The following is a 24,464-nucleotide window of genomic DNA, read 5'->3' on the forward strand; positions in this document are numbered from 1 at the left end:
TCCGCGCGTACTCGACCTCGGTCAGTTCAAACCGCCCACTCACGACAGACGTGGATAGCCGAATCTGCACCCAAGATCCAGGAGACACGCCCTAGACGAGCCCGCCGAGCGCCGGGTCGCTGATGCTGTCCTTGCCGTTCTCGACGTGGCCGGCGTAGCGGTACGCGAAGCCGGGGTCACCGACGACGGTGACCGTCAGGTCGTACCAGCCGTGGGTGCGCTCCAGCGTCCACTTCGCCCGCTCGGTGGCACCGGGCCGCAGCGACAGCGTGACGGGGCGGCCATGGTAGCCGTCGCGGACGCTCACCTCGACCCGCTTCGACCCGTGGTTGACGATGTCGAGGACGAGCTGGTAGCCGTGCTCCTCGTAGGACGGGGTGATCTCCAGGTCGGCGGCGTGCCGACCGCCGGCGAACCGGCGGAAGAAACCGTTCGGGCCGTGCACGGACAGGTCGTGCCCGGACTGCCCCGGCCAGGTGTCGCTCAGCTGCCGGCCCGGCTCGACGGTGTAGGTGCGCGGGGCGTCGTCGCTGCCGGCCTGGCGCACCTGGAAGACCGCGCCGGCCGCGCCGGTGTTGCGGAAGTCGATGCGGAAGCCGTCGTCTGCGGCCCGGCCGGTGACGTGCAGGGTGTACGGCAGGGCCCGCGCCGGGCGTACACCCGGCTCCTGCTTCGGCAGCCGCTGGTCCGCCGGCGGGACCGGCACCTCGTCGGGGTGCCGGACCAGGTCCGCGGGCTTGAAGTCGTCGGTGTCCGGCAGCCTGACGTTCCGGTCCCGGTTCGGGGTCCGGAAGTCGAAGGCGCTGGTGAGGTCTCCGACGACGGCCCGCCGCCACGGGGTGATGTTGGACTCGACGAGGTCGGGCCGGCCCGCGCCGAACCGCGTCTCCAGGAACTTGATCAGCGAGGTGTGGTCGAACACCTCGGAGTTGACCCAGCCGCCGCGCGTCCACGGCGACACGATGATCATCGGCACCCGGATCCCGAGCCCGTACGGCCCGGCGGGGTGGGCGGCGTCGCCGGGGAAGATCTCGTTGGTGGTCGGGACGGTCGACAGACCCTGCTCGCGGTTCTGCGGCGGGGTCGGCGGGACGACGTGGTCGAAGAAGCCGCCCTCCTCGTCGTACGTGATGAACAGCGCCATCCTGCTCCACACCTCCGGGTTGGCGGCGAGGATGTCGATGACCTGCGAGATGTACCAGGAGCCGAAGGCGGGCTCCCAGTTCGGGTGCTCGGTGTACGCCTCGGGCGCGGTGATCCAGGAGACCTGCGGCAGACGTCCCGCCTCGACGTCGGCTCGGAAGTCGGCGAGCAGCGCCTCCGGGTCGCGGCCCTGGGTGCGGACCTCGGTGCCGGTCTTGGCCTTGTCGGCGAGCGGGGTGCCGGGCTTCGCGTTCTGGTACTGGTGGAAGTAGAGCAGCGAGTTGTCGCCGTAGTTGCCGATGTACGGGTCGTTGGTCCAGCCCCAGGAGCCGGCGGCGTCGAGGCCGTTGCCGACGTCCTGGTAGATCTTCCAGGAGACGCCGTTGCGCTCCAGCCGCTCCGGGTAGGTCGACCAGTCGTAGCCGGCCTCGGCGTTGGTGATGACCGGGCCGCCGCCCTTGCCGTCGTTGCCGACCCAGCCGCTCCACATGTGGTAGCGGTTCGGGTCGGTCGGCCCCATCAGCGAGCAGTGGTAGCTGTCGCAGACCGTGAACGCGTCGGCGAGCGCGTAGTGGTAGGCGAGGTCCTGGCGGGTGTGGTAGGTCATCGCGGTGACGCCCTTGTTGGGCACCCACTGGTCGAAGCGGCCCTCGTTCCAGGCGGCGTGCCCGTCGTTCCAGCCGTGCGGCGGGTCCGGCAGGAAGGTCTGGCCGAGGTCCTTCACCTCGGGCCGGAACGGCAGCAGCTCACCGTCGCCGTCGGGCTGGTGCCAGACGTCCTTTCCGGACGGCAGGGTCACCGGATGCGGGTCGCCGAAACCGCGTACGCCCCGCAGGGTGCCGAAGTAGTGGTCGAACGAACGGTTCTCCTGCATGAGGATGATGACGTGCTCGACGTCCCTGATGGAGCCGGTCTTGTTGTTGGCCGGGATGGCGAGGGCCTTGTCGAGGCTCGCCGGAAGTGCCGCGCCCACCGCGGGCGCTCCCACCATCTTGAGGAAGGTGCGACGGTCCACCGTGCTCATGTTCCACCCCTTGTGCGGTGCTTCGTGATGACTGGCGTCGGGAAGCTACCGACGCCGGGTGGACGGCAGATGGCGTGTCTGGTTGCGTTCGGCAACCATTCGCCGTCCGGTGCCGCACCGACACGGTCGCGCGGGGGCCGACCGGGGTGTTGTCGCAGATCACGGAGGGAGCGGGCGGGGTCTCGATGAGATCAACACGTGGAGTCGGCGGAGAAACTGCTCGCCGCGCGGCCGGAGCACCGCCATCGCAGGCGACGGCGCCCCCTCCATTTTCAAGCTATACCCCACCCGGGGGCTTGCCGCAAGACCCAGGTCAGGGCGCAGAATCGCCGACCGAGGCAAGCACCTGCGGAAATGGGGGACAACCCGTGAACACCCGGACCACCAGCGTGTTCGACCTTCCCGAGCACCTCTCCCCCAAGGCCGACGCGGATCTGATCGCCGCCGACGAGCGGTACTTCGCGGCGCTCGCGGGGGCCCTCGACCGGCTCGACACCGACCTGGCCGACCGTCTCGACGCGGCGCGCAGGGCACCCGGGGGCAAGGGCCGGGCGGCGTCGGACCGGGACGCGGAGATCCGCCGGCTCAGCACGCAGCGGCGCGGCCTGCGCCGCTTCGGCGTGGACCTGTGCCTCGGGCGCATGGTCGGCGCGGACGGCGGCGAGCCGGTGTACGTCGGGCGGCGTGGGCTCACCGACGGCGCGGGGCGTCGGCTGCTGCTCGACTGGCGCTCCCCCGCGGCCGAGCCGTTCTTCGCGGCGACGCACGCCAACCCGATGGGACTGGCCAGCCGGCGCCGGTACCGCTGGACCCTCGGCCGGATCAGCGACTACTGGGACGAGGTGTTCACCCCGGACGGGTTGGCGGGGCACGCGGCGCTCGACGACCAGTCCGCCTTCATCGCGAGCCTGGGTGGCAGCCGCTCGGGGCGGATGCGCGACGTCCTCGGCACGATCCAGGCCGACCAGGACGCCATCATCCGCGCGGGCTCCGACGGCGCGCTCGTGGTCGACGGCGGTCCCGGTACGGGCAAGACCGTGGTCGCCTTGCACCGCACCGCCTACCTCCTGTACGCCGACCCGCGCCTGCGTCACCGCCGCGGCGGCGTGTTGGTCGTCGGCCCGCACCAGCCCTACCTGGCGTACGTCGGCGACGTCCTGCCCAGCCTCGGCGAGGAGAGCGTGCAGATCTGCACCCTGCGGGACCTGGTCGCGGAGGGGGCCACGGCGGGGGTCGAGGCCGATCCGGAGGTGGCCCGGCTGAAGTCGTCGGCGGACCTGGTGGCGGTGATCGAGGCGGCGGTCCGGTTCTACGAGGAGCCACCGACCACGGAACTGACCGTGGAGACCGACTGGGCGGAGATCCGGCTGACCGCCGACGACTGGGCCGAGGCGTTCGAGGCGCCCGATCCGGGCACGCCGCACAACGAGGCGCGGGACCGGATCTGGGAGGAGCTGCTGACGATCTTGGTCGACCGGCACGACGGTGACGCGCCGGAGGACGTTCTCCGGCGGTCGCTGCCGCGCAACCGCGCGTTGCTCACGGCCTTCAACCGGGCGTGGCCGCTGCTGGAGGCGGCCGACGTGGTCGGTGACCTGTGGTCGGTCCCCGCGTACCTGCGCCGGTGCGCGCCCTGGCTCGGCCCGGACGAGGTCCGGACGTTGCAGCGCGCCGACCCGCACGCCTGGACGGTGTCCGACCTGCCGCTGCTGGACGCGGCTCGGCGGCGGCTGGGTGACCCGGAGGCGTCCCGACGTCGACGCCGGCAGGCTGCGGCCGTCGCCGACCAGCGCGAACGCATGGCCCGGGTCGTCGACGACCTGCTCGCGGCCCACACGTACGACGACGGGGAGGGGGTGCTGCCGATGCTGGTCGGCCAGGACATGCGGGACGCGCTGGTCGACGAGTCGGCGCTCACCGGCGACGACCCGGACCTGCTCGCCGGCCCGTTCGCGCACATCGTGGTCGACGAGGCGCAGGAGCTGACCGACGCGGAGTGGCAGATGGTGCTGTCCCGGTGCCCGTCGCGCAGCCTCACCATCGTCGGGGACCGCGCGCAGGCCCGGCACGGGTTCACCGAGTCGTGGCGGGAGCGGTTGGAGCGGGTGGGGCTGGACCGGATCAACCTGGCCGCGCTGCGCGTCAACTACCGGACGCCGGCGGAGGTGATGGCGCAGGCCGAGCCGGTCATCCGCGCGGTGCTCCCGGACGCCAACGTGCCGACGTCCGTCCGCGACGCCGGTCTCCCGGTCGTGCACGGATCGACGTCGGAGCTCGGTGCGATCCTCGACGACTGGCTCGCCGCACACGCCGAGGGCATCGCCTGCGTCATCGGTGACCCCACCTTCCGGGGGAGCGCCCGGGTGCGGTCGCTGGCCCCGGAGCTGTCGAAGGGGCTCGAGTTCGACCTGGTCGTGCTCGTCGACCCGGAGTCGTTCGGCGACGGCGTCGAAGGGGCGGTCGACCGCTACGTCGCGATGACCCGGGCCACGCGGCAACTCGTCATCCTGACCGGCGACCGAGGAGAGGGCGCCCCGGTGCGGGGGTGAGCGGGGCAGGTCCGGCGGGACCGGGCCGCGGGACGCGTACCCCGGGCGTCGGTCACCGCTCCGGAACGCCCGGGCCGACCTCGCCGCGCGCCAGGTGCTCGGCGTTGCGGTCGGCCTCGCTGTCCGCGTGCGCGGCCCCGGCGCGCGGATCGCCGGTCCGGCGGCCCTCGGCGTCCTGGTGGACCTCGCCGGTCTCGAGAGCTCGCTCCTGCTGCCCGTTCTGCTCAGGGTTGGTCACGACCAACCCCCTACCCTGCCGTCGCGCCGGCAAACAGCCGGCGGCGGTCGATCGCCGTCGACCGTGGGCGCGCGGTCTAGTCTGTATGGGTGCGAGATCCGAGTGGAGGGGACCTCGATGGCTGACGCCGACGACGTCCGACGGCTGGCGCTGGCCCTGCCGCACGTCGTCGAGATCGACAGCGACGGCTTCGACTTCCGGGTCGCCGACAAGGGTTTCGTCTGGTCCTACCCGGAACGCCGTCCCGGCCGCCCACGGGTCATCCGCACCGACGTGGCAGTGCTGTACGTCGGCGACGAGGCGGAGAAGCAGGCGCTGCTGCTCGGTGAGCCCGAGTTGTTCTTCACCACCCCCGCCTACGACGGCTTGCCGCTGGTCATGCTCCGGTTGGATCGGGTCGACGCGGTCCGTCTGGAGGAGCTCGTCACCGACGCGTGGCGCATGCGGGCGCCGGCGGCTCTCGTCGGTGACCCCGAGTCGCGTCCGGGCCCGCCGGCCGACCTGACCCGCTCGTGACGGAGCCCCCCGCTATCCTCCCCCGATGATCGACGATCTGCCCGCGTTCGAGTTCGCCTTTCCCGGTCCGCTGCGGGACCGGTTGGTGGCCGCGGTGCTCGACGGGACGAAGACCACCACGACCGGTCTGCTGCAGGACTACGAGATCGACGGTGAGCCGCTTCCCGTCGTGGGCCACCGGGCGGCGGTGGTCGACTCCGCCGGTCGCCGGGTCGCGGTGATCGAGCTGACCGAGGTGCGGGTCTGCCGGCTGGGTGACGTCGATCTGCGGCACGCGGTGGACGAGGGCGAGGGGGACGACTCGGTGGCCGCCTGGCGGGCCGGGCACGAGGCGTACTGGCACGGCGCGGACTACCGGGGCTGGCTGGGCGACCGGGACTTCACCGTGGACGACGACACCCTGGCGGTGCTGGAGCGGTTTCGGCTGGTCGCCGTGCGCTGACCGCCCCCGTCCGCCGAGGCGGACGCGGGGCGGCGGGCGCTCAGGCCGGCCGCTGCGGTGGGGCCAGGTTGCCGCGCAGCGCCGCCGCGATCTCACCCGCCGCGGCGAGTTGGTCCGGTGTGAGCGCGTTGACGAAGAGCTCCCGGATCGCGCGCAGGTGCGGGACCGTGGACCGCTGGAAGGCTTCGGCGCCGGCCGGGGTGAGCAGGATCTCGGCGCCGCGCGGATCGGTGGCGCACTCCTGGCGACTGATCAGCCCGCGCCGCTCCATCCGCCCCAGGTGGTGGGAGAGCCTGCTGCGCTCCCAGCCGATGTGCGCCGCGAGCTCGGACGAGCGCATGCCGTGGCCCTGCGCCTCGGTGAGGGCGAGCAGGACCGCGTAGTCGCCCGGGGAGAGGGCGGACTCGCTCTGCAGGCGGGACGCGATGCGGGACCGGAGGACCTCGGTCGTCTCGATGAAGTCCCGCCAGACCCGCAGCTCCTCGGCGGTCGGCAGCTGGCGGCTGCGCCCGTTCCCGGGTGTGGCCCTCGTCATCATGCCCTCCCAATTGACATGTCAATCTCAAGCTACCATGTTTGACATGTCAATCGGCAGGTCTCCGCCGCGGTGAGCACCACCACCAGGGGGAGCGGACAGGAGGAGGAGACGATGACAGCACACGACTTCCAGCTGGGGCTGAACTCGTTCGGGGAGGTGGCCACCGACGGCGACCGCGTCCTGAGCGACGCCGAGACGGTGCGCCTCCTGGTCGACGAGGCGCGGCTCGCCGAGTCCGTCGGGCTGGACGTGTTCAGCGTCGGCGAGCACTACCGGGACGGGCACAACGACTCGGCCACCCCGGTGCTGCTCGCCGCCGCCGCGACCGCGACCGAACGGATCGGCCTCGGCACCTCGGTCACGGTGCTCAGCACCAACGACCCGGTACGCCTCTACCACGAGTTCGCGACCCTCGACGCGGTGTCGAACGGCCGCGCGCAGTTGGTGCTCGGACGGGCGTCGGCTACCGAGTCGTTCCCCCTGTTCGGTTACGACCTGGCCGACTACGAGCGGTTGTTCGAGGAGAAGCTCGACCTGTTCGTCCGGCTCCAGCGGGAGGAATCGGTCACCTGGTCCGGCACCGTACGCGCCCCGCTGGTCGACCAGCGGCTGCACCCGCGGATGCGGCCCGGTGGGATCCCGACCTGGATCGGCGTCGGCGGAAGCCCGAACTCGGTGATCCGCGCCGCCCGCTACGGGCTGCCGCTCATGCTCGCGATCATCGGCGGCCGGCCGCAGCGGTTCGCCGGTCACGTCGAGCTCTACCAGCAGGCACTCGACCAGTTCGGGCATACCGCGCAGCCGATCGGGCAGCACTCTCTCGGACTCGTCGCCGAGACCGACAAGGAGGCGGTGGAGACGTGGTGGCGGCACTGGCAGCCCGTCGTGGCCCAGCTCGCCGCCGAGCGCGGCTTCTACAAACCGGACCGCGCACGCTTCCAGGCGGAAATCGACACCGGCGCGCTGTTCGTCGGATCACCCGAGACGGTGGCGCGCAAGATCGCCGCGGTGGCCCGCGATCTGCGGTTGAGCCGCTTCGACCTGAAATACGACATCATGCACCTGCCCCGACAGGCCCGCGCGCGCACCATCGAGCTGCTCGGCAGCGAGGTGGCCCCGCGGGTCCGGGAGCTACTGGCGAAGGAGCCCACCCATGTCTGACCTCGAGTTCGGTCTCGACACCTTCGGCGACGTGCCGGAGGACGACGCCGGCCGGCCGCTGTCGCACGCGGCGGCGATCCGGCAGGTCGTCGAGGAGGCCGTGCTGGCCGACCAGCTCGGCGTCGACGTCATCGCCCTCGGCGAGCACCACCGACCCGAATACTCGATCTCCACGCCCGAGACGGTGCTGGCCGGCATCGCCAGCCGCACCGAACGGATCCGGCTGGCGTCCGGGGTGACGGTGCTGAGCTCCGACGACCCGGTCCGCGTCTTCCAACGCTTCGCCACCGTGGACGCGCTGTCGCACGGCCGGGCCGAGGTCATCCTCGGGCGCGGCTCGTTCACCGAGTCGTTCCCGCTGTTCGGCTACGACCTCGCGGACTACGACGCGCTGTTCGAAGAGAAGATCGAGCTGTTCGTCAAGCTGCTGGACGAGGAGCCGGTCACCTGGAGCGGCAACCTGCGCGCCCCGCTCAAGGACGCCGACGTCTTCCCCAAGACGGAATCCGGGCGACTGCGCACCTGGGTCGGCGTCGGCGGGTCGCCGCAGTCGGTCGTCCGCACCGCCCGCTACAACCTGCCGCTCATGCTCGCCATCATCGGCGGCGCGCCGGACCGCTTCGCGCCCTACATCGACCTCTACCGTCGGGCGGCCGAGCAGCTCGGCACGACCGCGCACCCGGTCGGCATGCACTCGCCGGGCTTCGTGGCCGACACCGACGAGCAGGCCAAGGAGCTGTACTGGCCGTACTACCGGGTGATGCGGGACCGCATCGGCGCGCTGCGCGGCTGGCCGCGGATCCGCCGCGAGGAGTTCGACTCCGAGGTGGAGCACGGCTCGCTCTACATCGGCTCCCCGGAGACCGTCGCCCGGCGGATCGCGCGCGCCATCCGCGCTCTCGGTGTCGGCCGGTTCGACCTCATCTACACCGCGGGAGCCCAGCCGGTGAGCGCCCGCATGCGGGCGGTCGAGCTGTACGGCAGCCGGGTGATCCCGCTGGTCCGTGACATCCTGGCCGGCTGACCAACCGGCCGGCCGACCCGTCGCCGCAACGCGGAAGGAAGACATGAACGACAGGCCTCAGACCATCGGTGTCCTCGGTGCCGGCAAGGTGGGCACCGTGCTCACCCGGCTCGCCCTGGCCGCCGGCCACCGGGTGCTCGTCGCCGGTTCCGGCGACCCGGCGAAGATCGCCCTCACCATCGAGGTGCTCACGCCCGGAGCGGTCGCCACCACCGCCGAGGACGCCGTGGCCGCCGCCGACATCGTCGTGCTCGCCCTCCCGCTGGGCAAGTACCGCACCATCCCGGTTCAGGCGCTGCGCGGCAAGCTCGTCGTCGACGCGATGAACTACTGGTGGGAGGTCGACGGCATCCGCGACGACCTGACCGACCCGCGTACGTCCTCCAGCGAGACCGTCCAGGCGTTCCTGCCCGACTCGCGGGTGGTGAAGGCGTTCAACCACATGGGCTACCACGACCTGGAGGAGGAGGCCCGGCTGGCCGGCGCCGCCGGCCGCAAGGCCATCGCGGTCGCCGGGGACGACCCCGACGACGTCGCGACGGTCTCCGCGTTGGTGGACGCCCTCGGGTTCGACCCCGTCGTGGCCGGCCCGCTCGCCGAGGGCGTACGCCTCGAACCGGGCAGCGAGTCGTTCGGCGCCAACGTCAGCGCCGACGAGCTGCGGGCGATGCTCGACCGCTTCCCCGAATCGGAGCGGGGCAAGGTGGTGACGGCCGCCCGGGGCGGCGCGGCGGCCTGACCCCGGACGCAGGGTCGGTGCCGTCCCACGGCACCGACCCTAGGGCTCGATCAGACCGGCCCGGATGGCGTAGCGGGTGAGTTCGAGCCGGTCGCGCAGCCCGAGCTTCTGCAGGATGTTGGAGCGGTGCCGCTCGACGGTCTTGACGCTGAGGAACAGCAGATCCGCGATGTCCTTGCTGCTGTGTCCCTCGGCCACCAGCTTGAGGACCTCCTCCTCGCGCTCGGTGATCCGCCGCGCGGCGACCGTGTCCGGGTTGACGCCACGCTCCAGATAGTCGCGGACGAGCGTGGTGACGGTGCCCGGGTAGAGGAACGGCTCGTCCCGCATCGCCGCCCGGCAGGCGTCGATCAGGTCGCGGTCGGCCACCGACTTGAGCACGTACCCGGCGGCGCCGACCCGGAGGGCCTCGAAGAAGTACGCCTCGTTGTCGTACATGGTCAGCATCAGGATCCGCAGGTCGGGCAGGGCTCGCGACATCTGCCGGGCGGCCTGCAGACCGGTCATCCGGGGCATCGCGATGTCGAGGATCGCCAGGTCCGGGGAGGTGGCACGGGCCAGCTCGACGGCCTCGGCCCCGTCGGCCGCCTCGGCGACGACGGTCAGGTCGGGCTCACCGTCGAGGATCAGACGGACCCCACGGCGGACCAGACCGTGGTCGTCGGCGAGGAGGATGCGGGTGGGCTCGGCCATGGTCAGGTCGTCCCCTCTCGCAGCGGCACCCGCAGACACACGTCGGTGCCGCCGGTCGCACCCGGCCCGATGCTGAGGTCGGCGCCGATGAGCAGGGCGCGCTCCCGCATGCCGCGGATGCCGGCGCCCTCGGGCGTGGCCAGGAGCCCGCGGCCGTCGTCCCGGACCCGCAGCTCGATGCCCCCGCCGGCCCGGCGCAGCACCAGGTGGGCGTTGCGCGCCCCCGAGTGCCGGACGACGTTGGTCAGCCCCTCCTGCGCCGTCCGGTAGAGGACAAGCTCGACCTGGTCGTCGAGGTCGGGCAGGTCCGCCGCGATGTCGCGGTGCACGGCCAGCCCGGCGGTGCGGTACTCGGTCGTGAGCGCCTTGAGCGCGCTGGCCAGGCCCAGCTCGTCGAGGACGCCGGGGCGCAGCCGACGGGCGATCCGGCGGATCTCGTCGAGGCTGTTACGGGTGCTCTCCTGGACCTGGTGCAGCTCGTCGCGCATCGGCTCCGGTGCCCGATCGGCCACGCGCTTGAGGTCCAGCAGCACGGCGGTCAGCGTCTGGCCGATCTCGTCGTGCAGTTCCCGGGCGATGCGCCGCCGCTCGGCCTCCTGCGCGGACAGCGCCCGCGCCGCACTGGTGGCCCGCTCGGCCTCCAACCGGTCGAGCATCGCGTTGAAGGTACGGATCAGGTCGGCGATGCCGGACTGGCCGGTGACCGCCAGCCGGTGCCCGGGACGCAGCAGGTCGATCGTGCGCATCGTGCGGGTCAGCCGTTGCAGCGGCGCCAGGCCGACGCGCAGCAGCAGCGCGTTGGCCACCAGCATCGCCGCGAGACCGACGGTCAGCACCACCACCTCGGTCAGCACGACCGGCGCCGACACGGTCACCGGACCGAGCAGCAGCAGGACCGTCGCGAGGACGAGCACCGCGGCGTTGAGCAGGAAGATCCGCCAGAACAGCGACAGCGACATGGTGACGGCCTCCCTCCCGACGCGTTCCGCCCGTCCTGTCTAACGGTGCCCGCGGCCCCGCGCAGGCTGGTCGGGGGCCCCGAACCGGAGCCCCCGCACCCCCAGACTTCCGCGTCGCGGGCCGGACGGCATCGGGGCGGACCCCCATTTCCGGCCGGTCGGCGACCCCGGAGACACGGCGAATGGGTGCCGGCACCGATGCGGGACACCCGCGCGCCGACCCATCCTGGAGGCAGGTCGCGGAACACCGTCGACGGGAGGGTGACGATGATGATGGAACGGACCGCGTTGCCCGGGGTCGGCGTCGGGTGGGCCACCACCACCCGCGCCGGGCATCGCCTCGGCGTGGTGTGTCACTTCACCGGCCGGCGTGACCTCGTCGTCTACGACCCCGAGGACACCGAGCGGGCGATCGCCACCGTCGTCCTCGAACCGCACGAGGCGCGCTGGGTCGCCGACGCGCTGGACCGTCCGGTCACCGTGGACCACGTGGCCGAGCTGGAGCGTCAGGTCGACGGCGTCGCGGCCGTCCGCGTGCGCCTGCCGGCCCTTTCCCCGTACGCGGGTCGGACGATCGGTGACACGCGGGCGCGTACCCGCACCGGCGCCTCCATCGTGGCCGTCGTCCGCGGCGAGCAGGTCATCGCCGCGCCGACCCCGGACTTCGTCCTGCGCGGCGACGACACGCTGATCGCCTTCGCCGACCAGCGCGGGGTCGCCGCGCTCGCCGACCTGCTGGCCGGCGACCCGGCGCTCGAACGCTGACCGCCGCTGACCCGCGCGTCGGACGCGCCGGGCGCGAGGGCGTGGTCACCCGGCACTCCCCGGCCGGGTGACCGCGGCGCTCGCAGCCGACCGGGCGGCCGCGGCGTCTCAGCCGCTCTGCGGGGTGACGAGATAGTCGTCGGCCTCCGGACTCCACCGCAGCCGCACCGCACCGGCGGTGGCGGCGGCCTTGCAGAACTGCAGGAAGCTGCGGTAGCCCAGCTTCTGCTCGCTGAAGTCGGGACGCGCCCGGCGCAGCTGGTCCTTCAGGCCGGACAGCGCCACCGCACCGTCGCCGCCGGTGATGTCGACGACCACCGACCGGAGCAGCCCGAAGGCGACCTCCCGGTCACCGTGTTCGGGCAGCGAGACCTCGGGGTCGCCCTTGGCCGGGCCCTCGGCCAGCTCGACCACGTTGGTCCCGGCCAGGTGCCGCAGCAGCTCCCCGAAGGTACGGAAGCCGTAGTCGGACTCGGTGAAGGTCGGGTCCTTGCGCAGCAGCGTCCGCTTCAGCCGGGAGGCGGTCACCTCGCCACCGGCACCGCCCTGCAGGCCGGCGACGGTCTGGGCCACCAGGGCGGCGAGCCGGTCGACGTCGCGTGCCGCCTCCTCGGCGGCCTGCGCCTCGGGCTCCGCCTCGCGCGGCGGAGCCTCGTGCCGCGGGGTCCCGGCCTGCGGAGCCTCGTGCGGCGAGACCTCGGCCGGCGCGGTGTCGGCGCCGGGTTGGCGGGCGGGACGCGCCCGGCGGGACCGGGCGGGCGGGATCTCGACGCCCTCCAGCCGGTCGTAGAAGAGGAACTCGTCGCAGGCGGGCGGGAGCAGCGCGGAGGTGGACTTCTCCACCCCGACGCCGACGACACGCTTGTTCAGCTCGCGGAGCTTGTGGACCAGGGGGGTGAAGTCGCTGTCCCCGGTGCAGATCACGAACGTCGAGATGTAGTCCCGCTCGAAGGCCAGCTCCACGGCGTCGACGGCCATCTTGATGTCGGCCGCGTTCTTACGGGAGGCACCCATGCGCTGCGGGATCTCGATGAGCTCGACGTGGTTGCGGGTGAGCATCCGCCGGTCCTCGTCGAAGTACGACCAGTCCGCGTACGCGCGGCGCACGACCACCCTCCCCCGCTCGGCGAGCGCGTCGGCGATGGGGCGGAAGTCGAACGGCACGCCGCCGTGGTGGTCACGGAAACCCAGCGCGAGGTTCTCGTAGTCGAGGAACAGGGCGATCCGGTCTTCTTGATCCACGGGAGCCAGGGTAGTCCGCCGCCGCGCCGACGCCCGTCAACACCGCGACGGCCGTCGTGGTGCGGCGACGCCTACCGCCCCTCCGGCGCCGCGCCGGGCCGCTTGCCCGTCATGGGCCAGGCGACCGCGACGACGAGCAGCAGCGGCCCGATCAGCAGCACCGGCGACCACGCCGGCAGGTGCCGCGCGACCAGCGCGCCGACCGCGGCACCGGTCATCAGCGCGACCAGGACGTGGGCGTGGGGCCGCAGGCCGCGCCAGGGACGGCGTACGGCGACTCCGGCGATCAGGCTGGTGAGGGTGCCGGTCAAATACGTGGACGACAGGCCGGGGACCCCGAACCGTTGGACGGCGCTACTCTGCACGCCCAGCGCCGTGGCCGACAGCATCAGCAGGGCCAGGTCGGCGCGCTCCCCCCGGTCCTGCAGGGTGACCTCCCAGAGGACCAGGAAGACGAGGAACACCAGCAGCTCCAGCAGCAGCGCCCAGGTGACCCGTCGGGGCCAGACGGGATCGTCCGGTTCCGGCCGGCCGGCGAGCCGGGCGCCGGCGAGGACACCGAGGACGAAGCTGGCGATGGCGCAGCCGGAGGTCAGGGCGAGCTCCGCGTCGCCCCGGCCGGCCGAGAGCCCGAGCAGCACCATGTTCCCCGTCATGACGCTGGAGAAGGCGCCACCCAGGGCGAGGAAGCCGATGGCGTCGGCGGAGCCGGTCAGGAACGTGAGGACGACGACGAGGGTGTGCCGTCGTCCGGACAGGTGGTGGTCGGCGCTCGTCTCGACGGACCGGCCGATGACGTTCGGCGCTGTTCTCGGCACTGTCGGCCATCCTTCCAAGATTGTTCTTCGTATACACTCCGTCGGGACGGGGTCACGGGAAGGCGATCAGGTTGGCTGAAGACCTGCGGCACAAGCTCGGCGCTCAACACCTGCCGCTACGCGACCAGGTCCTCGCCGCCCTGCGGACCGCCATCATCGACGGCGACTACCGCCCCGGCGAGCGGCTGACCGAGGACCGGCTGGCCGAGGACTTCGGGGTGTCCCGCAACCCCGTCCGCGAGGCACTGCGGGTGGCCGAGGCGGAGGGTTTCGTGGTGATCCTGCCCCGGCGCGGAGCGGTCGTCGCCTCTCCCAGCAGCGGGACCATCGGGGACATGTTCGCCGTACGCGAGCGGCTGGAGGCGCTGGCCGCCCGGCTGGCGGCGGAGCGGGCGACGGCCGCGGACGTGGCCGGTCTGCGGGCCCTGCTGGACGAGGGCCGCGCCGCGACGGAACGGCAGGACCTGCGCCGGGTCGCCGAGCTGAACAGCGCCCTGCACCTGCGGATCCTCCAGATCAGCGGCAACCCCTGGCTGTCGTCGATCGCCAAGGCACTGTACCTCCATGTGCAGTGGGTCTTCCGGCTGGGCGCCGCCGAGCGGGCTCCGCACTCGTGGGCCGAACACATCCAACTGGTCGACGCCATCGAGTCCGGCGACGGCGAGCGTGCCGAGCGGGCGGCCCTGGCCCACCTCGACGCGGCGTCCGCGGCCGCCTACGAGAACGCCGAGGGCGGCTACGGCGCCGGCTGACCGTCATCGGCCGCACGCGTAGCCCTGCATGCCCCGCGGGTTCGCCCCGGCCGCCAGCACCCCGGTTCGCGGGTCCCGGGTGACGGCGCAGAGCCGGCCCAGGCTCCACGGCGCCGACGCGCGCACCTCATGCCCGTACGCCCGCAAACCCGCCAGCACGTCCTCGCCGACCCGGTCCTCGACGACCAGGACCCCCGGCTCGCTGTCGCGGGGGTAGAACGACGCCGGCGGGCTCGCGCTGTGCCAGGCGGGCGCGTCGATGGCCTCCTGGAGAGAGTGGCCGCCGACCAGGTGGCGCAGCAGGAACGGCAGCTGCCACTGGTCCTGCTGGTCGCCGCCCGGGGTGCCGCACGCCAGCAGCGGCTCGCCGTCGCGGTGCACCATCGTCGGGCTCAACGTGGTGCGCGGCCGGCGCCCGGGGGCGAGCGACGAGGCCAGCCCCTCCTGCAACCAGAACATCTGCAGCCGGCTGCCGAGGGGGAAGCCGAGCTCCGGGATGGTCGGTGAGCTCTGCAGCCAGCCACCGCTCGGCGTCGCCGAGATCATATTGCCCCAGCGGTCGACCACGTCGACGTGGCAGGTGTCGCCGCGGGTCACGCCGTCCCGGGTCACCGTCGGCTCCCCCGTCGTGGCGTCCACCCGTTCGCCGGACCGTCCCGGCCCCCGCCGGACGTGGTCGGGCAGGAGCGGGTCGGCGCCGTCGGGCCGGCCCGGTCGCAGCCCCGTCGACGCCCGGTCGTGCAGCAGGGCGGCCCGCTCGCGGGCGTACTCGCGGGACATCAGGGTCTTGGCGGGCACCTCGGCGCTGTCGCCGTACCAGGCCTCCCGGTCGGCGAAGGCGAGCTTGAGCGCCTCCGCCTGGAGGTGGATGCCGTACGCGGTGGACGTGTCGTAGGCGCGCGGGTCGTCGAGCGCGTCGAGGACCGCGAGGCTCTGCAGCAGCACCGGGCCCTGGCCCCAGAAGCCGGTCTTCGCCACCGAGTAGCCGTGCCAGTCGAGGGTGACCGGCTCCTCCCAGGTCGCGGAGTAGTCGGCGAGGTCCGCGCCGGTGACGAGGCCGGGGTGCGCCCGCCCGCTGGAGTCCCGGAACGGCTGTCGGCTGAACCGGTCGATCGCCTCGGCGACGAAGCCCTGGCTCCACGTGCGACGGACGGCCTCGATCTGCGCCTGGCGGTCGGTGCCGGCCGCCTGCCCGGCCTTCACCAGCTCCTGGAGCGTGCGGGCGTACGCCGGGTTGGTGAACAGCTCACCGGCGGCGGGCGGGCGGCCGGCACGCAGCCACAACTGCGCCGAGGTGTGCCAGTCCTCCTCGAACAGCCCCCGTACGGCCGCCACGGTCTCGCCGACCCGGGCGACGAGCGGGTGTCCGGCGGCGGCGTACCCGATCGCCGGTTCCAGGACGTCCTCGACGCGCAGCGTGCCGTGGTCGCGCAGCAGCAGCAGCCAGGCGTCGACGGCGCCGGGCACGGCCGCGGCGAGCGGGCCGGAGCCGGGGACGAGGTCCATGCCCAGCGACCGGAAGTGCGCGATGGTGGCGCCCGCCGGCGCCGGACCCTGCCCGCAGAGCACCTTCGGGGTGGGGTCGTCGGCGGTCGCCACGATGGCCGGCACCTCGCCGCCGGGCCCGTTGAGGTGCGGTTCGACGACGTGCAGGACGAACCCGGCGGTGACCGCGGCGTCGAAGGCGTTCCCACCGCGTTCGAGGATCCCCATCGCGGCCTGGCTCGCCAGCCAGTGGGTGGAGGACACCATGCCGAAGGTGCCTTGGAGGGTGGGCCTGGTGGTGAACGTCATGACAACACCTCACTCGTGTCGGCGGCCCGCACGTCGGGCCGGGCGCCGTCGGGTCGGACCAGGTGGCAGGCGGCCATTCCGGCGCCGAACGGCACCTGCGCCGGCACCTCCGTGGCGCACCGGTCGAAGGCGAGGGGGCACCGGGTCCGAAAGCGACAGCCGGACGGCGGGTCCAACGCCGACGGAAGGTCGTCACCGAGCAGCACCGGCAGGCGTCGTCGTTGACGCACCGGGTCGGCAACCGGCGCGGCCGCCAGCAGCGCCTGCGTGTAGGGGTGGGCCGGGCGGGCGAAGATCTGCTCCCGTGGACCCTTCTCGACGAGCTGACCGAGGTACATGACGGCGATGTCGTCGGCCAGGTACTCGACGGCGGACAGGTCGTGGGTGATGAACAGGCAGGCGAAGCCGATGTCCCGTTGCAGGTCGGCGAGGAGGTTCAGCACCGACGCCTGCACCGACACGTCGAGGGCGCTGGTGGGCTCGTCGGCGATCAGCAGCATGGGCTCGGAGATCAGGGCCCGGGCGATGCTGACCCGCTGTCGCTGCCCGCCGGAGAGTTCGTGCGGGTAGCGACGGGCCACCTCGGCGCGCAGGCCCACCCGTTCGAGTTCCCGGGCGACCCGCGCGTCCCGTTCCCGGCGCCCGAGGCGGCGGCCGGACAGCCGCAGCGGTTCGGCGACGACCTCACCCACCAGCATGCGCGGGTCGAGGGAGGCGGCGGGATCCTGGAAGACGATGGACACCGCGCCGCGGTGGCGGCGCAGCCGCCGACGGGACAGGTGCGTGACGTCGGCTCCGGCGATGCGGACCACGCCCTCGGTCGGCTCCACCAACCGCACGACGCAGCGACCGACGGTCGACTTGCCGGAGCCGCTCTCCCCCACCAGGGCGGTGACCCGACCCTTCGGGATGGCCAGGGACACGCCGTCGACGGCGCGTACCGGCCCGAAGTGCATCACCAGGTCCTCGAGGTCGAGGGCGTGGGGCTCGGTCGTCATGCGCTCGTCTCCTCCGGCTGGGTCCGGGGCGTGGGGCAGGGGTGCCAGCAGGCCGCGAGGTGGTCGGTCGCGGCGGCTGCGGCCCCGGGTGGGCGGACCGGTTCCAGCGGCGGCGCGGCCTCGCGGCACCGCTCGTCGGCCGCCGGGCAGCGGTCCGCGAACGTGCACGCGTCGGGCTGGGTGGACAGGACGGGGACGAGACCGGGGATCTCCGACAGACGGTCGGTGCCGGCGTGCCGGCCCGGGGTCGGGGACGCGGACAGCAGGCCGGCCGTGTACCGGTGGCGGGGATGCGCGAACAGGTCGGTGACCGGCGCCTGCTCGGCGACCCGCCCGGCGTACATGACCAGGACGCGGTCCGCGATGTCGGCGATCACGCCCAGGTCGTGGGTGATGATGAGGATGGTGGTGCCCAGCCGGTCCCGCATGTCGCGCAGCACCTGGAGGATGCCGGCCTGCACGGTCACGTCCAGGGCCGTGGTGGGTTCGTCGGCCACGAGCACCTTCGGTCCGCACGCCACCGCCATCGCGATCATCACGCGTTGACGCATGCCGCCGGAGAGCTGGTGCGGGTAGTTGTCGACGCGGGCCGCGGGCGACGGGATGCCCACGAGGGCGAGCAGTTCCACGGCGCGCGCCCGGGCGGCCCGTCGGGACATCCGCTCGTGGACCTGCAGCACCTCGCCGATCTGTCGGCCCACCGTGAGCACCGGGTTCAGCGAGGTCATCGGCTCCTGGAAGATGTAGGCGATCTCCTTGCCCCGGACGCGGCGCAGCACCGCCTCCCGGGCTCCGACCAGCTCCGTGCCCCGCAGCCGCACCGAGCCGCTGACGCGGGCGCTGTCGGGCAGGAGGCCGGCGATGCTCATCGCGGTGACGCTCTTGCCGCACCCCGACTCCCCCACCATCCCGACGATCTCGCCGGGGGCGAGGTCCAGGTTCACCCGGTCGACCGCCGAGACGGTGCCGCCCTCGGTGGTGAACGACACCGAGAGGTCGCGTACCTGAAGGACGGGCGCGGCGACCGCGGTGGCGGGCGTCCCGGCCGCCTCGACGGTGGTCATCATCGGTCTCCCTTCGGGTCGAGGGCGTCCCGCAGCGCGTCGCCGAACACGTTGAACGCCAGCGCCAGGCCCATGATCACCACGCCGGGGAGGACCGCCGCCCAGGGGGCGCGGGCGGCGAACTGCTGGGCGGTGGCCAGCATGGTGCCCAGGCTGGGCGCCGGGGGCTGGATGCCGAGGCCGAGGAACGACAGCACCGCCTCGCCCAGGATCGCGGCGGGGATCGCGACCGTGGCCTGCACCAGGATCACGGAGGTGGCGTTGGGCAGGATGTGCCGGGCGAGCACCCACAGGTCGCCGGCGCCGTCCACGACGGCCGCCGCGACGAAGTCGAGCGACTTGAGCCGCAGCGTGTCCGAGCGTACGACCCGGATCACGCCGGGGATCTGGGCGATGCCGATGGCGACGGCGGCGTTGCCGAGGCTGGCACCCCGGATGGCGGCCAGCCCGACGGCCATGATCAGGAACGGGAACGCGAGCAGCAGGTCGGTGAACCGGGAGATCACCGCGTCCCAGGCCCGGAAGTAGCCGGCGGCGAGGCCGAGCGGCACGCCGATGATCAGGGACGTGGCCACGGCCAGGAGCCCGACCTGCAGGGACGCGCGGGCGCCCAACATGATGCGGGACAGCACGTCACGGCCGAGGTCGTCGGTGCCGAGCAGGTGACCGGGGGTGCCCGGCGGCGAGAACGTGTGGGCGAAGTCGGTCTGCTCGACCGAGTAGGGGGCGATCCAGGGCGAGAGCAGGGCCACGACGGCGACGAGCGCGAGGACCACGAAGCTGATCATGGCGAGCGGGTTGCGGCGCAGGCGGCGCAGGACCCGGGTGCGTCGGGTGACCGTGGCCGGGGCCGCGTCCGCCATCGGCACGCTGAGGACGGTCATGCCGGATCTCCCGTCACGCGGATCCGCGGATCGATGACCGAGTAGAGCAGGTCGACGAGGAAGTTGATGACGATGTACGCGGTCGCGGTGAGCAGAACGACCGCCTGGATCACCGGGTAGTCCCGCTGGAACACGGCGTCGATGGTCATCTTGCCGAAGCCGGGGAGCCCGAAGATCTGTTCGGTGACGACCGCCCCGGAGATCAGGCCGCCGAGTTGCAGGCCGACGATCGTCACCACCACGATGAGGCTGTTGCGCAGGGCGTGCCGGGTGACCACGGCCCGCGGCCGCAGCCCCTTCGCCTTCGCCGTCCGCACGTAGTCGGAGGAGAGCGAGTCCAGCATCGCGGAGCGGGTCTGCCGCATGATGATGGCGGCGAGCCCGGTGCCGAGGATGACGGCCGGCAGGACGATGTGGTGCAGGTTGTCGACCGGGTCGTCGAGGATCGGCACGAACCCGGACGCCGGGAAGAGTCCCGCCGCCACGGAGAGGTAGAGGATCGCGAGCAGGCCCAGCCAGAAGTGCGGCACCGACAGGCCCACCAGGGCCAGCCCGTTGGCCAGCCACTCCGCCGGGTGTCCGCGACGGACCGCCGCGAGCACCCCGGCGCCGACCCCCAGCACCGCGGCGATGAGGATCGCCAGGACGGCGAGCTCGACCGTCACGGGCAGGGCGGTGGTGAGCATCGAGGAGACCGGGATCCCGGTGCGGATCGACTCACCGAAGTCGCCCTGCGCCATGCGTTCCAGGTACTGGGCGAACTGCAGGGGCAGCGGCTGGTCCAGTCCGTAGTGGTGTCGGATGGCGGCCAGCGCCTCCGGGGACCGGTCCTCGCCCGCGAGGGCGAGGGCCGGGTCCCCGGGCAGCGCCCGCACGCCGAGGAACACCACGACCGTCGACAGCAGCAGGGTCAACGCCGACTGCCAGGCGCGCGTGAGCAGGTATCGGAGCACGAGGACCTACTTGGTGAATCCGGCGAAGGCCGCGCGGATCACGCCGTCCGGGAAGACCTGCAGGCCCTGGATCTTGTTGGAGAAGGCCGTCAGGTTCCGCTGCCGGTAGAGGTAGATCAGCGCGTCGTCCTGCTGGAGGATCGTCACCGCCTGCCCGTAGAGCTTCTTGCGCTCCTCAAGGTCGTTGGACTGGCGGGCCTGGGTCAGCGCGGCGTCGAGCTGGGCGTTGCTGTAGCCGGAGACGTTCTGGCTGCCGCCCGTGCCGACGAAGTTGGTGATGTTGGCGTCCGGGTCGATACGCCCACTCCACCCCAGTTGCAGCAGTTCGAAGTTGCCGCGGTCCTGCTCGTCGAGGAGCGACGAGTACTCCACCGGGTTGATCTTGAGGTCGAATCCACCGTCCTTCACCATGGCCTGCAACGCCTGGGCGAGCCGCAGCGTGTCCGGCGTGTTCGAGGCGAGCATGGTCACCTGGTACGGGGTCTGCACGCCGGCCTCAGCGAGCAGCTGCTTGGCCTTGGCGGGATCGTGCGCCGGGCACGCCTGCGCCTCGGGGGTCGAGAACGGGCTCCCGGGTGAGATCGGCGAGCAGGCGACCGCCGGGATCCCGTTGAAGACCGCCTGGACGAGGGCCTTGCGGTCGATCGCGTGCTCGAAGGCCTGGCGGACCTTGGCGTTCTGGGCGATCGGACGGTTGATCGGCTTGGGGGTGGTGCCGACGCCGTCGACGTTGCCGATGTTGAAGGTGAGGCCCTGGTAGCCGAGGGACTGCGACTGGAGCACGGTCAGCGCGGAGTCCTGCTGCAGCGAGGCGACGTCCTGCGTGGAGACGCTGTCGGCGACCTGGGCATCGCCGGAGCGCAGGTTGGCGGCGCGGATGCTCGCGTCGGTGAGGATCCGCCACGAGATGCCGTCCAGGTGGACCTTGCTCGCGTCGTAGAAGTTGGGGTCCTTCACGACGTCGATGGAGTTCTGGGGCACCCGCTTGGCGAACTTGAACGGACCGACGCAGACCGGGGCGCTGGCGAAGTCGTCGCCCAGGCTCTGCACCGCCTTCGGGCTCAGGATCATGCCGGCGCGGTCGGCGAGTGCGCCGACCAGGGGCGCGAAGGGCTGCTTCAGGCGGATGACCACGGTGTGCGCGTCGGGCGTGTCGACGGCCTCGACGGGGCCGAGCTCGCTCTTGCGCGCCGACCGGGCGTTGGTGAGGTGCCGCTCGATCGTGGTCTTCACCGCGGCGGCGTCGAACGCCGTGCCGTCCGCGAACTTCGCGTCCTGACGCAGCGGGATGGTCACCGTCTTCCCGTCACCGCTGACGGTCGGGAGGGCGGTCGCCAACTGCGGCACGACCTGCGCCTTCTCGTCGACGTCGTAGAGCTTCTGGCACATGGCCTGGAACACGTAGCGCGAGTAGAGGCTTCGCGACAGGGTCGGGTCGAGGGCGTCGGGCTCCGCGGAGAGGGCGATGACCAGCTGGCCGCCGTCCTTCACGGCGGACGGGTCCGCCGGCGAACCGAACGAGTCCTGACCGGCGGACTGGTTTCCGCCGGACGGGCTGCCGCCCTCGCTGTCGGACACCGGTGAGCACGCGGCGACGGTGCACAAAAGGGCCGCCACCGCCGCGGCCCGCAGGGGCCGAGGCCGGCGGATGGTCATGTCACTGAAGGAGAGGTACGTCATGGGGAGCTCCTCGAGTGGGCGATTCGGGGAGCGTATGTTGTATACGATGATGGGCGCAAGACCTCCGTGAATGCCTCCACGCGACCGCCGCCGACCGCCCTCACCCGACGGCCCGGACGAACCGCCCGGACCGCCGTGCCCGGTCTAGCGTTCGCCGTAGACGAGGTCCATCGTGTCCTGACCCCCGCTCCACCGCAGGTCAAGGTGCCAGCACCCCGCCTGTGGCAGGTCCACGGTCGACGGGCCGGGGCCGCCCGCGACCTGGCGGATCACCCGAGTGCCGACGCCGTCGAGCGTCGCCGTGATCGTCAGGTCGGTCGACGCCGTCGCGTCCTCAGGCGTGGACTCGGTACGGGCGACCCAGAGGATCTTGTTGGTCGAGCCGTCCGTCCGGGTCACCCGCAGCGGGTTGCCGAACAGCACCGCGACGATCTCGCCCCCCGCACCGAAGACGTGCGGGACCCGCGCGTCGCCGCGGAAACCCGCGTCCGCCCAGTCGGGCAGCGCATCCGTCGCGATCGGCGAGCCACAGCCGGCGCCGCCGCCCGCCCGGGCGGCGGGGACCGTGCCGGTCGGGGCGCCGACCGGCGAGGTCTGCGCGCCCGGCCCGGTGCACCCCGCCACCAGGATCACCGCACCCAGCACGACCCTGCTCCACGATCTCATCGCGCCCTCGCCCCCGTCGCTCCACCGGTGCCCGTCAACCATGAGGACACCGGCCGGGCGCCCCCGGTTCCGCCGCCGACCGGCGCGATCGGTCAGCTCGGCTCGCGGAGCGGATTCAGCATCCCGCGGGCACCGGGGAGGTCGAGATGAGCACCCGTGAGCAATGCCGGCACCGGCAGGGGTACGAACCATGCCTGAACGCTTCGTGATCCATCTTCCGCTGGTCGCCGCCGGTCTCCGCGCGGCGCAACGCCTGGCCCGCGTGGTCGGTCGCTGGATCACGGTGCTGCCCATGATGGATCCCGGCGAGATGACGGTCTCCGAGGAGGACCAGCAGTTCCTGCGTCATCGGGTCTTCTGCGACCTGCGCATGCCGGGTGGGAGGCGCTGTCTTCTGCCCGCCGACCACGACGGTGAGTGCTCGCGTCGCGTGCGCCGCTGATCATGCCCGACGGCCGGCACCGAACCCCTGACTCCGGTCACCGCAGCGAGCCGGCGATCTCGATCGCCTCGGCCTGGGTGAGGTCACCCTCGATCCGATAGGTGACGTCGGCGCGCGACCAGATCAGGGTCGACGCGGCGAGCCGCGCGGTCTCGACGCGTACCTCGCCGGTGGGGTCGACGTAGGTGACGGTGTGCGGGCCGGCGACCCAGACGGCGAAGCCGCCGTCGACCTGCACCCACTCGACCCCCGGCCCGCTGGCCTGCTTCTGGAAGACCGGGTCGAGGTGACCGTCGAACGCGTCGACCCGCAACGCCCCGCCGCGGTAGAGCAGCGTGGCGACCCGGTAGGAGCCCACCGGGTCGGGGTCGGCCACGAGGACCCGCTCGGGTGGACCCAGCCGGGTCGGGACGCGGACGGGGAAGCGCACCTTCCGCGCCGCCTCGTTCAGGTCGACCGCGAGCTGCGACGGCAGCGGAGCGGGCGTACCGGGGGGCGGCGGTGACGTGGGCGAGACCGCGATCGTGACGCCCGCGAAGCGCAGCAGGCCCGCCACCGCGTCGGCGAGCGCGGCCCGACCCGGCGGCAGCACCGCGACCCCCAGCGCGACGAGGGCGGCGGCTAGGTAGTAGCGCCACCGGCGGCGTCGCCGTGGTGGCGCGGCGATCCGCTCGCGTACGCGGGCGATGACGTCGGGCGGATCCGGTGTCTCCAACCACGTCGACAGGTCCCGTAGCTCCCGCTCCAGGTCATCCATGATGGACCTCCTGGCGGTCGAGCAGGCCCCGCAGCTTCGCCAGCGCCCGGGACGTCCGCGACTTCACCGTGCCCCGGGGCCACCCCAGCATCGCCACCGTCTCGTCCTCGCTGAGGTCGAGGAAGAAGCGGCACACGATCACCTCGCGGTCCTTCACCGGCAGCCGGCGCAGCGCGTCCACCAGCAGGGCTCGGCGCTCGGCGGCCAGCACCGCGCCGACCGCGCCGTCGCCGGTGACCTCCGCGTGCGGATCTGCGGCGGCGGCCCGCAGGACCAGCCCGTCGCGGCGGTCCCGCGAGCGGTGCAGGTTGCGGGTCTCGTTCGCCACGATCGCGAGCAGCCAGGCGCGGAAGGACGACTCGGCCCGGTAGCGGGCGAGGTTGCGGTAGCCCTTCACGAACGCCTCCTGGATGACGTCCTCCGCGTCCGGGCCCGCGCCGAGCAGCACCGCCGTCCGGTACGCGGACGCGGTGTGTCGGGCGACCAGGACGTCGTACGCCTCCCGGTCACCGGCCTGGGCGCGGGTGACGAACTCGTCGTCGTCCAGTGGAACCTCCGGTGGGATCACCCTCATGACACCGCCCGCGGCCGCCGGGTTCCACTGGCCGCCCGACGGAACCTCG

General features: G+C 72.7%; 25 protein-coding genes. 9 read left to right on the forward strand and 16 right to left on the reverse strand.

What is annotated here, in order from left to right:
* Positions 1-91 precede the first annotated feature (91 nt).
* Entirely contained in the window at positions 92-2,167 is a 2,076-nt protein-coding gene (locus ACIBTV_RS23205; protein WP_396707978.1) for a phosphocholine-specific phospholipase C, read from the reverse strand.
* Positions 2,168-2,535: 368 nt separating this feature from the next.
* Between ACIBTV_RS23205 and helR the strand changes: the two genes are divergently transcribed.
* The gene (gene helR / locus ACIBTV_RS23210; protein ID WP_396707979.1) at positions 2,536-4,716 is read left to right on the forward strand and encodes an RNA polymerase recycling motor ATPase HelR; all 2,181 of its coding nucleotides are present in this window, start codon (positions 2,536-2,538) and stop codon (positions 4,714-4,716) included.
* Positions 4,717-4,768: 52 nt separating this feature from the next.
* Here the strand turns inward: helR and ACIBTV_RS23215 are convergent, their stop codons facing one another.
* Positions 4,769-4,954, reverse strand: coding sequence for a ribonuclease (locus tag ACIBTV_RS23215; RefSeq protein WP_396707981.1), 186 nt, complete (start codon positions 4,952-4,954; stop codon positions 4,769-4,771).
* 117 nt (positions 4,955-5,071) lie between these two features.
* Here ACIBTV_RS23215 and ACIBTV_RS23220 point away from each other — a divergent pair, with 117 nt between their 5' ends.
* Entirely contained in the window at positions 5,072-5,470 is a 399-nt protein-coding gene (locus ACIBTV_RS23220) for an MmcQ/YjbR family DNA-binding protein (RefSeq protein ID WP_396707982.1), read from the forward strand.
* A gap of 25 nt (positions 5,471-5,495) precedes the next feature.
* The gene (locus ACIBTV_RS23225) at positions 5,496-5,912 is read left to right on the forward strand and encodes an ASCH domain-containing protein (RefSeq protein ID WP_396707984.1); all 417 of its coding nucleotides are present in this window, start codon (positions 5,496-5,498) and stop codon (positions 5,910-5,912) included.
* A 40-nt stretch (positions 5,913-5,952) separates the two neighbouring features.
* Here ACIBTV_RS23225 and ACIBTV_RS23230 read toward each other — a convergent pair whose 3' ends face one another.
* Positions 5,953-6,447, reverse strand: a complete 495-nt coding sequence (locus ACIBTV_RS23230) for a MarR family winged helix-turn-helix transcriptional regulator (RefSeq protein WP_396707985.1) — start codon at positions 6,445-6,447, stop codon at positions 5,953-5,955.
* A 114-nt stretch (positions 6,448-6,561) separates the two neighbouring features.
* Here ACIBTV_RS23230 and ACIBTV_RS23235 point away from each other — a divergent pair, with 114 nt between their 5' ends.
* Genes ACIBTV_RS23235 through ACIBTV_RS23245 form a run of 3 tightly spaced genes read left to right on the forward strand, consistent with a single transcriptional unit; the run spans position 6,562 to position 9,374 of the window.
* Positions 6,562-7,611 carry an LLM class flavin-dependent oxidoreductase gene (locus tag ACIBTV_RS23235; RefSeq protein ID WP_396707987.1) on the forward strand — a complete coding sequence of 350 codons (1,050 nt, stop codon included), beginning with the start codon at positions 6,562-6,564 and terminating at the stop codon, positions 7,609-7,611.
* Complete coding sequence (locus ACIBTV_RS23240; protein ID WP_396707989.1) at positions 7,604-8,635, forward strand: LLM class flavin-dependent oxidoreductase; 1,032 nt, start codon at positions 7,604-7,606, stop codon at positions 8,633-8,635. Before ACIBTV_RS23235 ends, ACIBTV_RS23240 begins: the two co-directional genes overlap by 8 nt.
* A gap of 43 nt (positions 8,636-8,678) precedes the next feature.
* Positions 8,679-9,374 carry an NADPH-dependent F420 reductase gene (locus tag ACIBTV_RS23245; RefSeq protein WP_396707991.1) on the forward strand — a complete coding sequence of 232 codons (696 nt, stop codon included), beginning with the start codon at positions 8,679-8,681 and terminating at the stop codon, positions 9,372-9,374.
* Between the two features lie 39 nt (positions 9,375-9,413).
* On the opposite strand, the gene ACIBTV_RS23250 is transcribed toward ACIBTV_RS23245, so the two are convergent.
* Together ACIBTV_RS23250 and ACIBTV_RS23255 are read right to left on the reverse strand one after the other, a co-directional pair.
* On the reverse strand, positions 9,414-10,067 hold the full coding sequence (locus ACIBTV_RS23250; protein ID WP_396707993.1) for a response regulator: 654 nt from the start codon (positions 10,065-10,067) through the stop codon (positions 9,414-9,416).
* Between the two features lie 2 nt (positions 10,068-10,069).
* Complete coding sequence (locus ACIBTV_RS23255) at positions 10,070-11,026, reverse strand: sensor histidine kinase (RefSeq protein ID WP_396707995.1); 957 nt, start codon at positions 11,024-11,026, stop codon at positions 10,070-10,072.
* Positions 11,027-11,296: 270 nt separating this feature from the next.
* On the opposite strand from ACIBTV_RS23255, the gene ACIBTV_RS23260 reads away from it, so the two are divergent.
* Positions 11,297-11,791, forward strand: coding sequence for a cation:proton antiporter regulatory subunit (locus ACIBTV_RS23260; RefSeq protein ID WP_396707997.1), 495 nt, complete (start codon positions 11,297-11,299; stop codon positions 11,789-11,791).
* Positions 11,792-11,899: 108 nt separating this feature from the next.
* Here the strand turns inward: ACIBTV_RS23260 and ACIBTV_RS23265 are convergent, their stop codons facing one another.
* Both ACIBTV_RS23265 and ACIBTV_RS23270 read right to left on the reverse strand, forming a co-directional pair.
* Entirely contained in the window at positions 11,900-13,033 is a 1,134-nt protein-coding gene (locus tag ACIBTV_RS23265) for an NYN domain-containing protein (protein WP_396707999.1), read from the reverse strand.
* A gap of 71 nt (positions 13,034-13,104) precedes the next feature.
* Complete coding sequence (locus ACIBTV_RS23270) at positions 13,105-13,851, reverse strand: YoaK family protein (protein WP_396708001.1); 747 nt, start codon at positions 13,849-13,851, stop codon at positions 13,105-13,107.
* Positions 13,852-13,922: 71 nt separating this feature from the next.
* Between ACIBTV_RS23270 and ACIBTV_RS23275 the strand changes: the two genes are divergently transcribed.
* Positions 13,923-14,603 carry a GntR family transcriptional regulator gene (locus ACIBTV_RS23275; RefSeq protein WP_396708003.1) on the forward strand — a complete coding sequence of 227 codons (681 nt, stop codon included), beginning with the start codon at positions 13,923-13,925 and terminating at the stop codon, positions 14,601-14,603.
* A 3-nt stretch (positions 14,604-14,606) separates the two neighbouring features.
* On the opposite strand, the gene ACIBTV_RS23280 is transcribed toward ACIBTV_RS23275, so the two are convergent.
* The 7 genes from ACIBTV_RS23280 to ACIBTV_RS23310 all read right to left on the reverse strand — a co-directional run bounded on the left by ACIBTV_RS23280 (position 14,607) and on the right by ACIBTV_RS23310 (position 22,621).
* Positions 14,607-16,397 carry a gamma-glutamyltransferase family protein gene (locus tag ACIBTV_RS23280; protein WP_396708005.1) on the reverse strand — a complete coding sequence of 597 codons (1,791 nt, stop codon included), beginning with the start codon at positions 16,395-16,397 and terminating at the stop codon, positions 14,607-14,609.
* On the reverse strand, positions 16,394-17,395 hold the full coding sequence (locus ACIBTV_RS23285) for an ABC transporter ATP-binding protein (protein WP_396708007.1): 1,002 nt from the start codon (positions 17,393-17,395) through the stop codon (positions 16,394-16,396). The genes ACIBTV_RS23280 and ACIBTV_RS23285 overlap by 4 nt, the downstream gene beginning before the upstream one ends.
* Complete coding sequence (locus ACIBTV_RS23290) at positions 17,392-18,459, reverse strand: ABC transporter ATP-binding protein (protein WP_396708009.1); 1,068 nt, start codon at positions 18,457-18,459, stop codon at positions 17,392-17,394. The genes ACIBTV_RS23285 and ACIBTV_RS23290 overlap by 4 nt, the downstream gene beginning before the upstream one ends.
* Complete coding sequence (locus ACIBTV_RS23295) at positions 18,459-19,343, reverse strand: ABC transporter permease (RefSeq protein ID WP_396708011.1); 885 nt, start codon at positions 19,341-19,343, stop codon at positions 18,459-18,461. The genes ACIBTV_RS23290 and ACIBTV_RS23295 overlap by 1 nt, the downstream gene beginning before the upstream one ends.
* A complete protein-coding gene (locus ACIBTV_RS23300; RefSeq protein WP_396708013.1) occupies positions 19,340-20,296 on the reverse strand; it encodes an ABC transporter permease in 957 nt (318 codons plus the stop codon). Before ACIBTV_RS23300 ends, ACIBTV_RS23295 begins: the two co-directional genes overlap by 4 nt.
* 6 nt (positions 20,297-20,302) lie before the next feature.
* The gene (locus ACIBTV_RS23305; protein WP_396708015.1) at positions 20,303-21,976 is read right to left on the reverse strand and encodes an ABC transporter substrate-binding protein; all 1,674 of its coding nucleotides are present in this window, start codon (positions 21,974-21,976) and stop codon (positions 20,303-20,305) included.
* A 144-nt stretch (positions 21,977-22,120) separates the two neighbouring features.
* Positions 22,121-22,621, reverse strand: a complete 501-nt coding sequence (locus ACIBTV_RS23310) for a hypothetical protein (protein ID WP_396708017.1) — start codon at positions 22,619-22,621, stop codon at positions 22,121-22,123.
* Between the two features lie 211 nt (positions 22,622-22,832).
* Between ACIBTV_RS23310 and ACIBTV_RS23315 the strand changes: the two genes are divergently transcribed.
* On the forward strand, positions 22,833-23,084 hold the full coding sequence (locus ACIBTV_RS23315) for a hypothetical protein (RefSeq protein ID WP_396708018.1): 252 nt from the start codon (positions 22,833-22,835) through the stop codon (positions 23,082-23,084).
* A 37-nt stretch (positions 23,085-23,121) separates the two neighbouring features.
* Here ACIBTV_RS23315 and ACIBTV_RS23320 read toward each other — a convergent pair whose 3' ends face one another.
* Both ACIBTV_RS23320 and ACIBTV_RS23325 read right to left on the reverse strand, forming a co-directional pair.
* On the reverse strand, positions 23,122-23,841 hold the full coding sequence (locus ACIBTV_RS23320; protein ID WP_396708020.1) for a DUF3040 domain-containing protein: 720 nt from the start codon (positions 23,839-23,841) through the stop codon (positions 23,122-23,124).
* On the reverse strand, positions 23,834-24,415 hold the full coding sequence (locus tag ACIBTV_RS23325) for an RNA polymerase sigma factor (RefSeq protein WP_396708021.1): 582 nt from the start codon (positions 24,413-24,415) through the stop codon (positions 23,834-23,836). Before ACIBTV_RS23325 ends, ACIBTV_RS23320 begins: the two co-directional genes overlap by 8 nt.
* Between the last annotated feature and the right edge of the window lie 49 nt (positions 24,416-24,464).

Origin of the sequence: Micromonospora sp. NPDC049366 (assembly GCF_044466625.1) — a bacterium.
Classification (GTDB): domain Bacteria; phylum Actinomycetota; class Actinomycetes; order Mycobacteriales; family Micromonosporaceae; genus Micromonospora.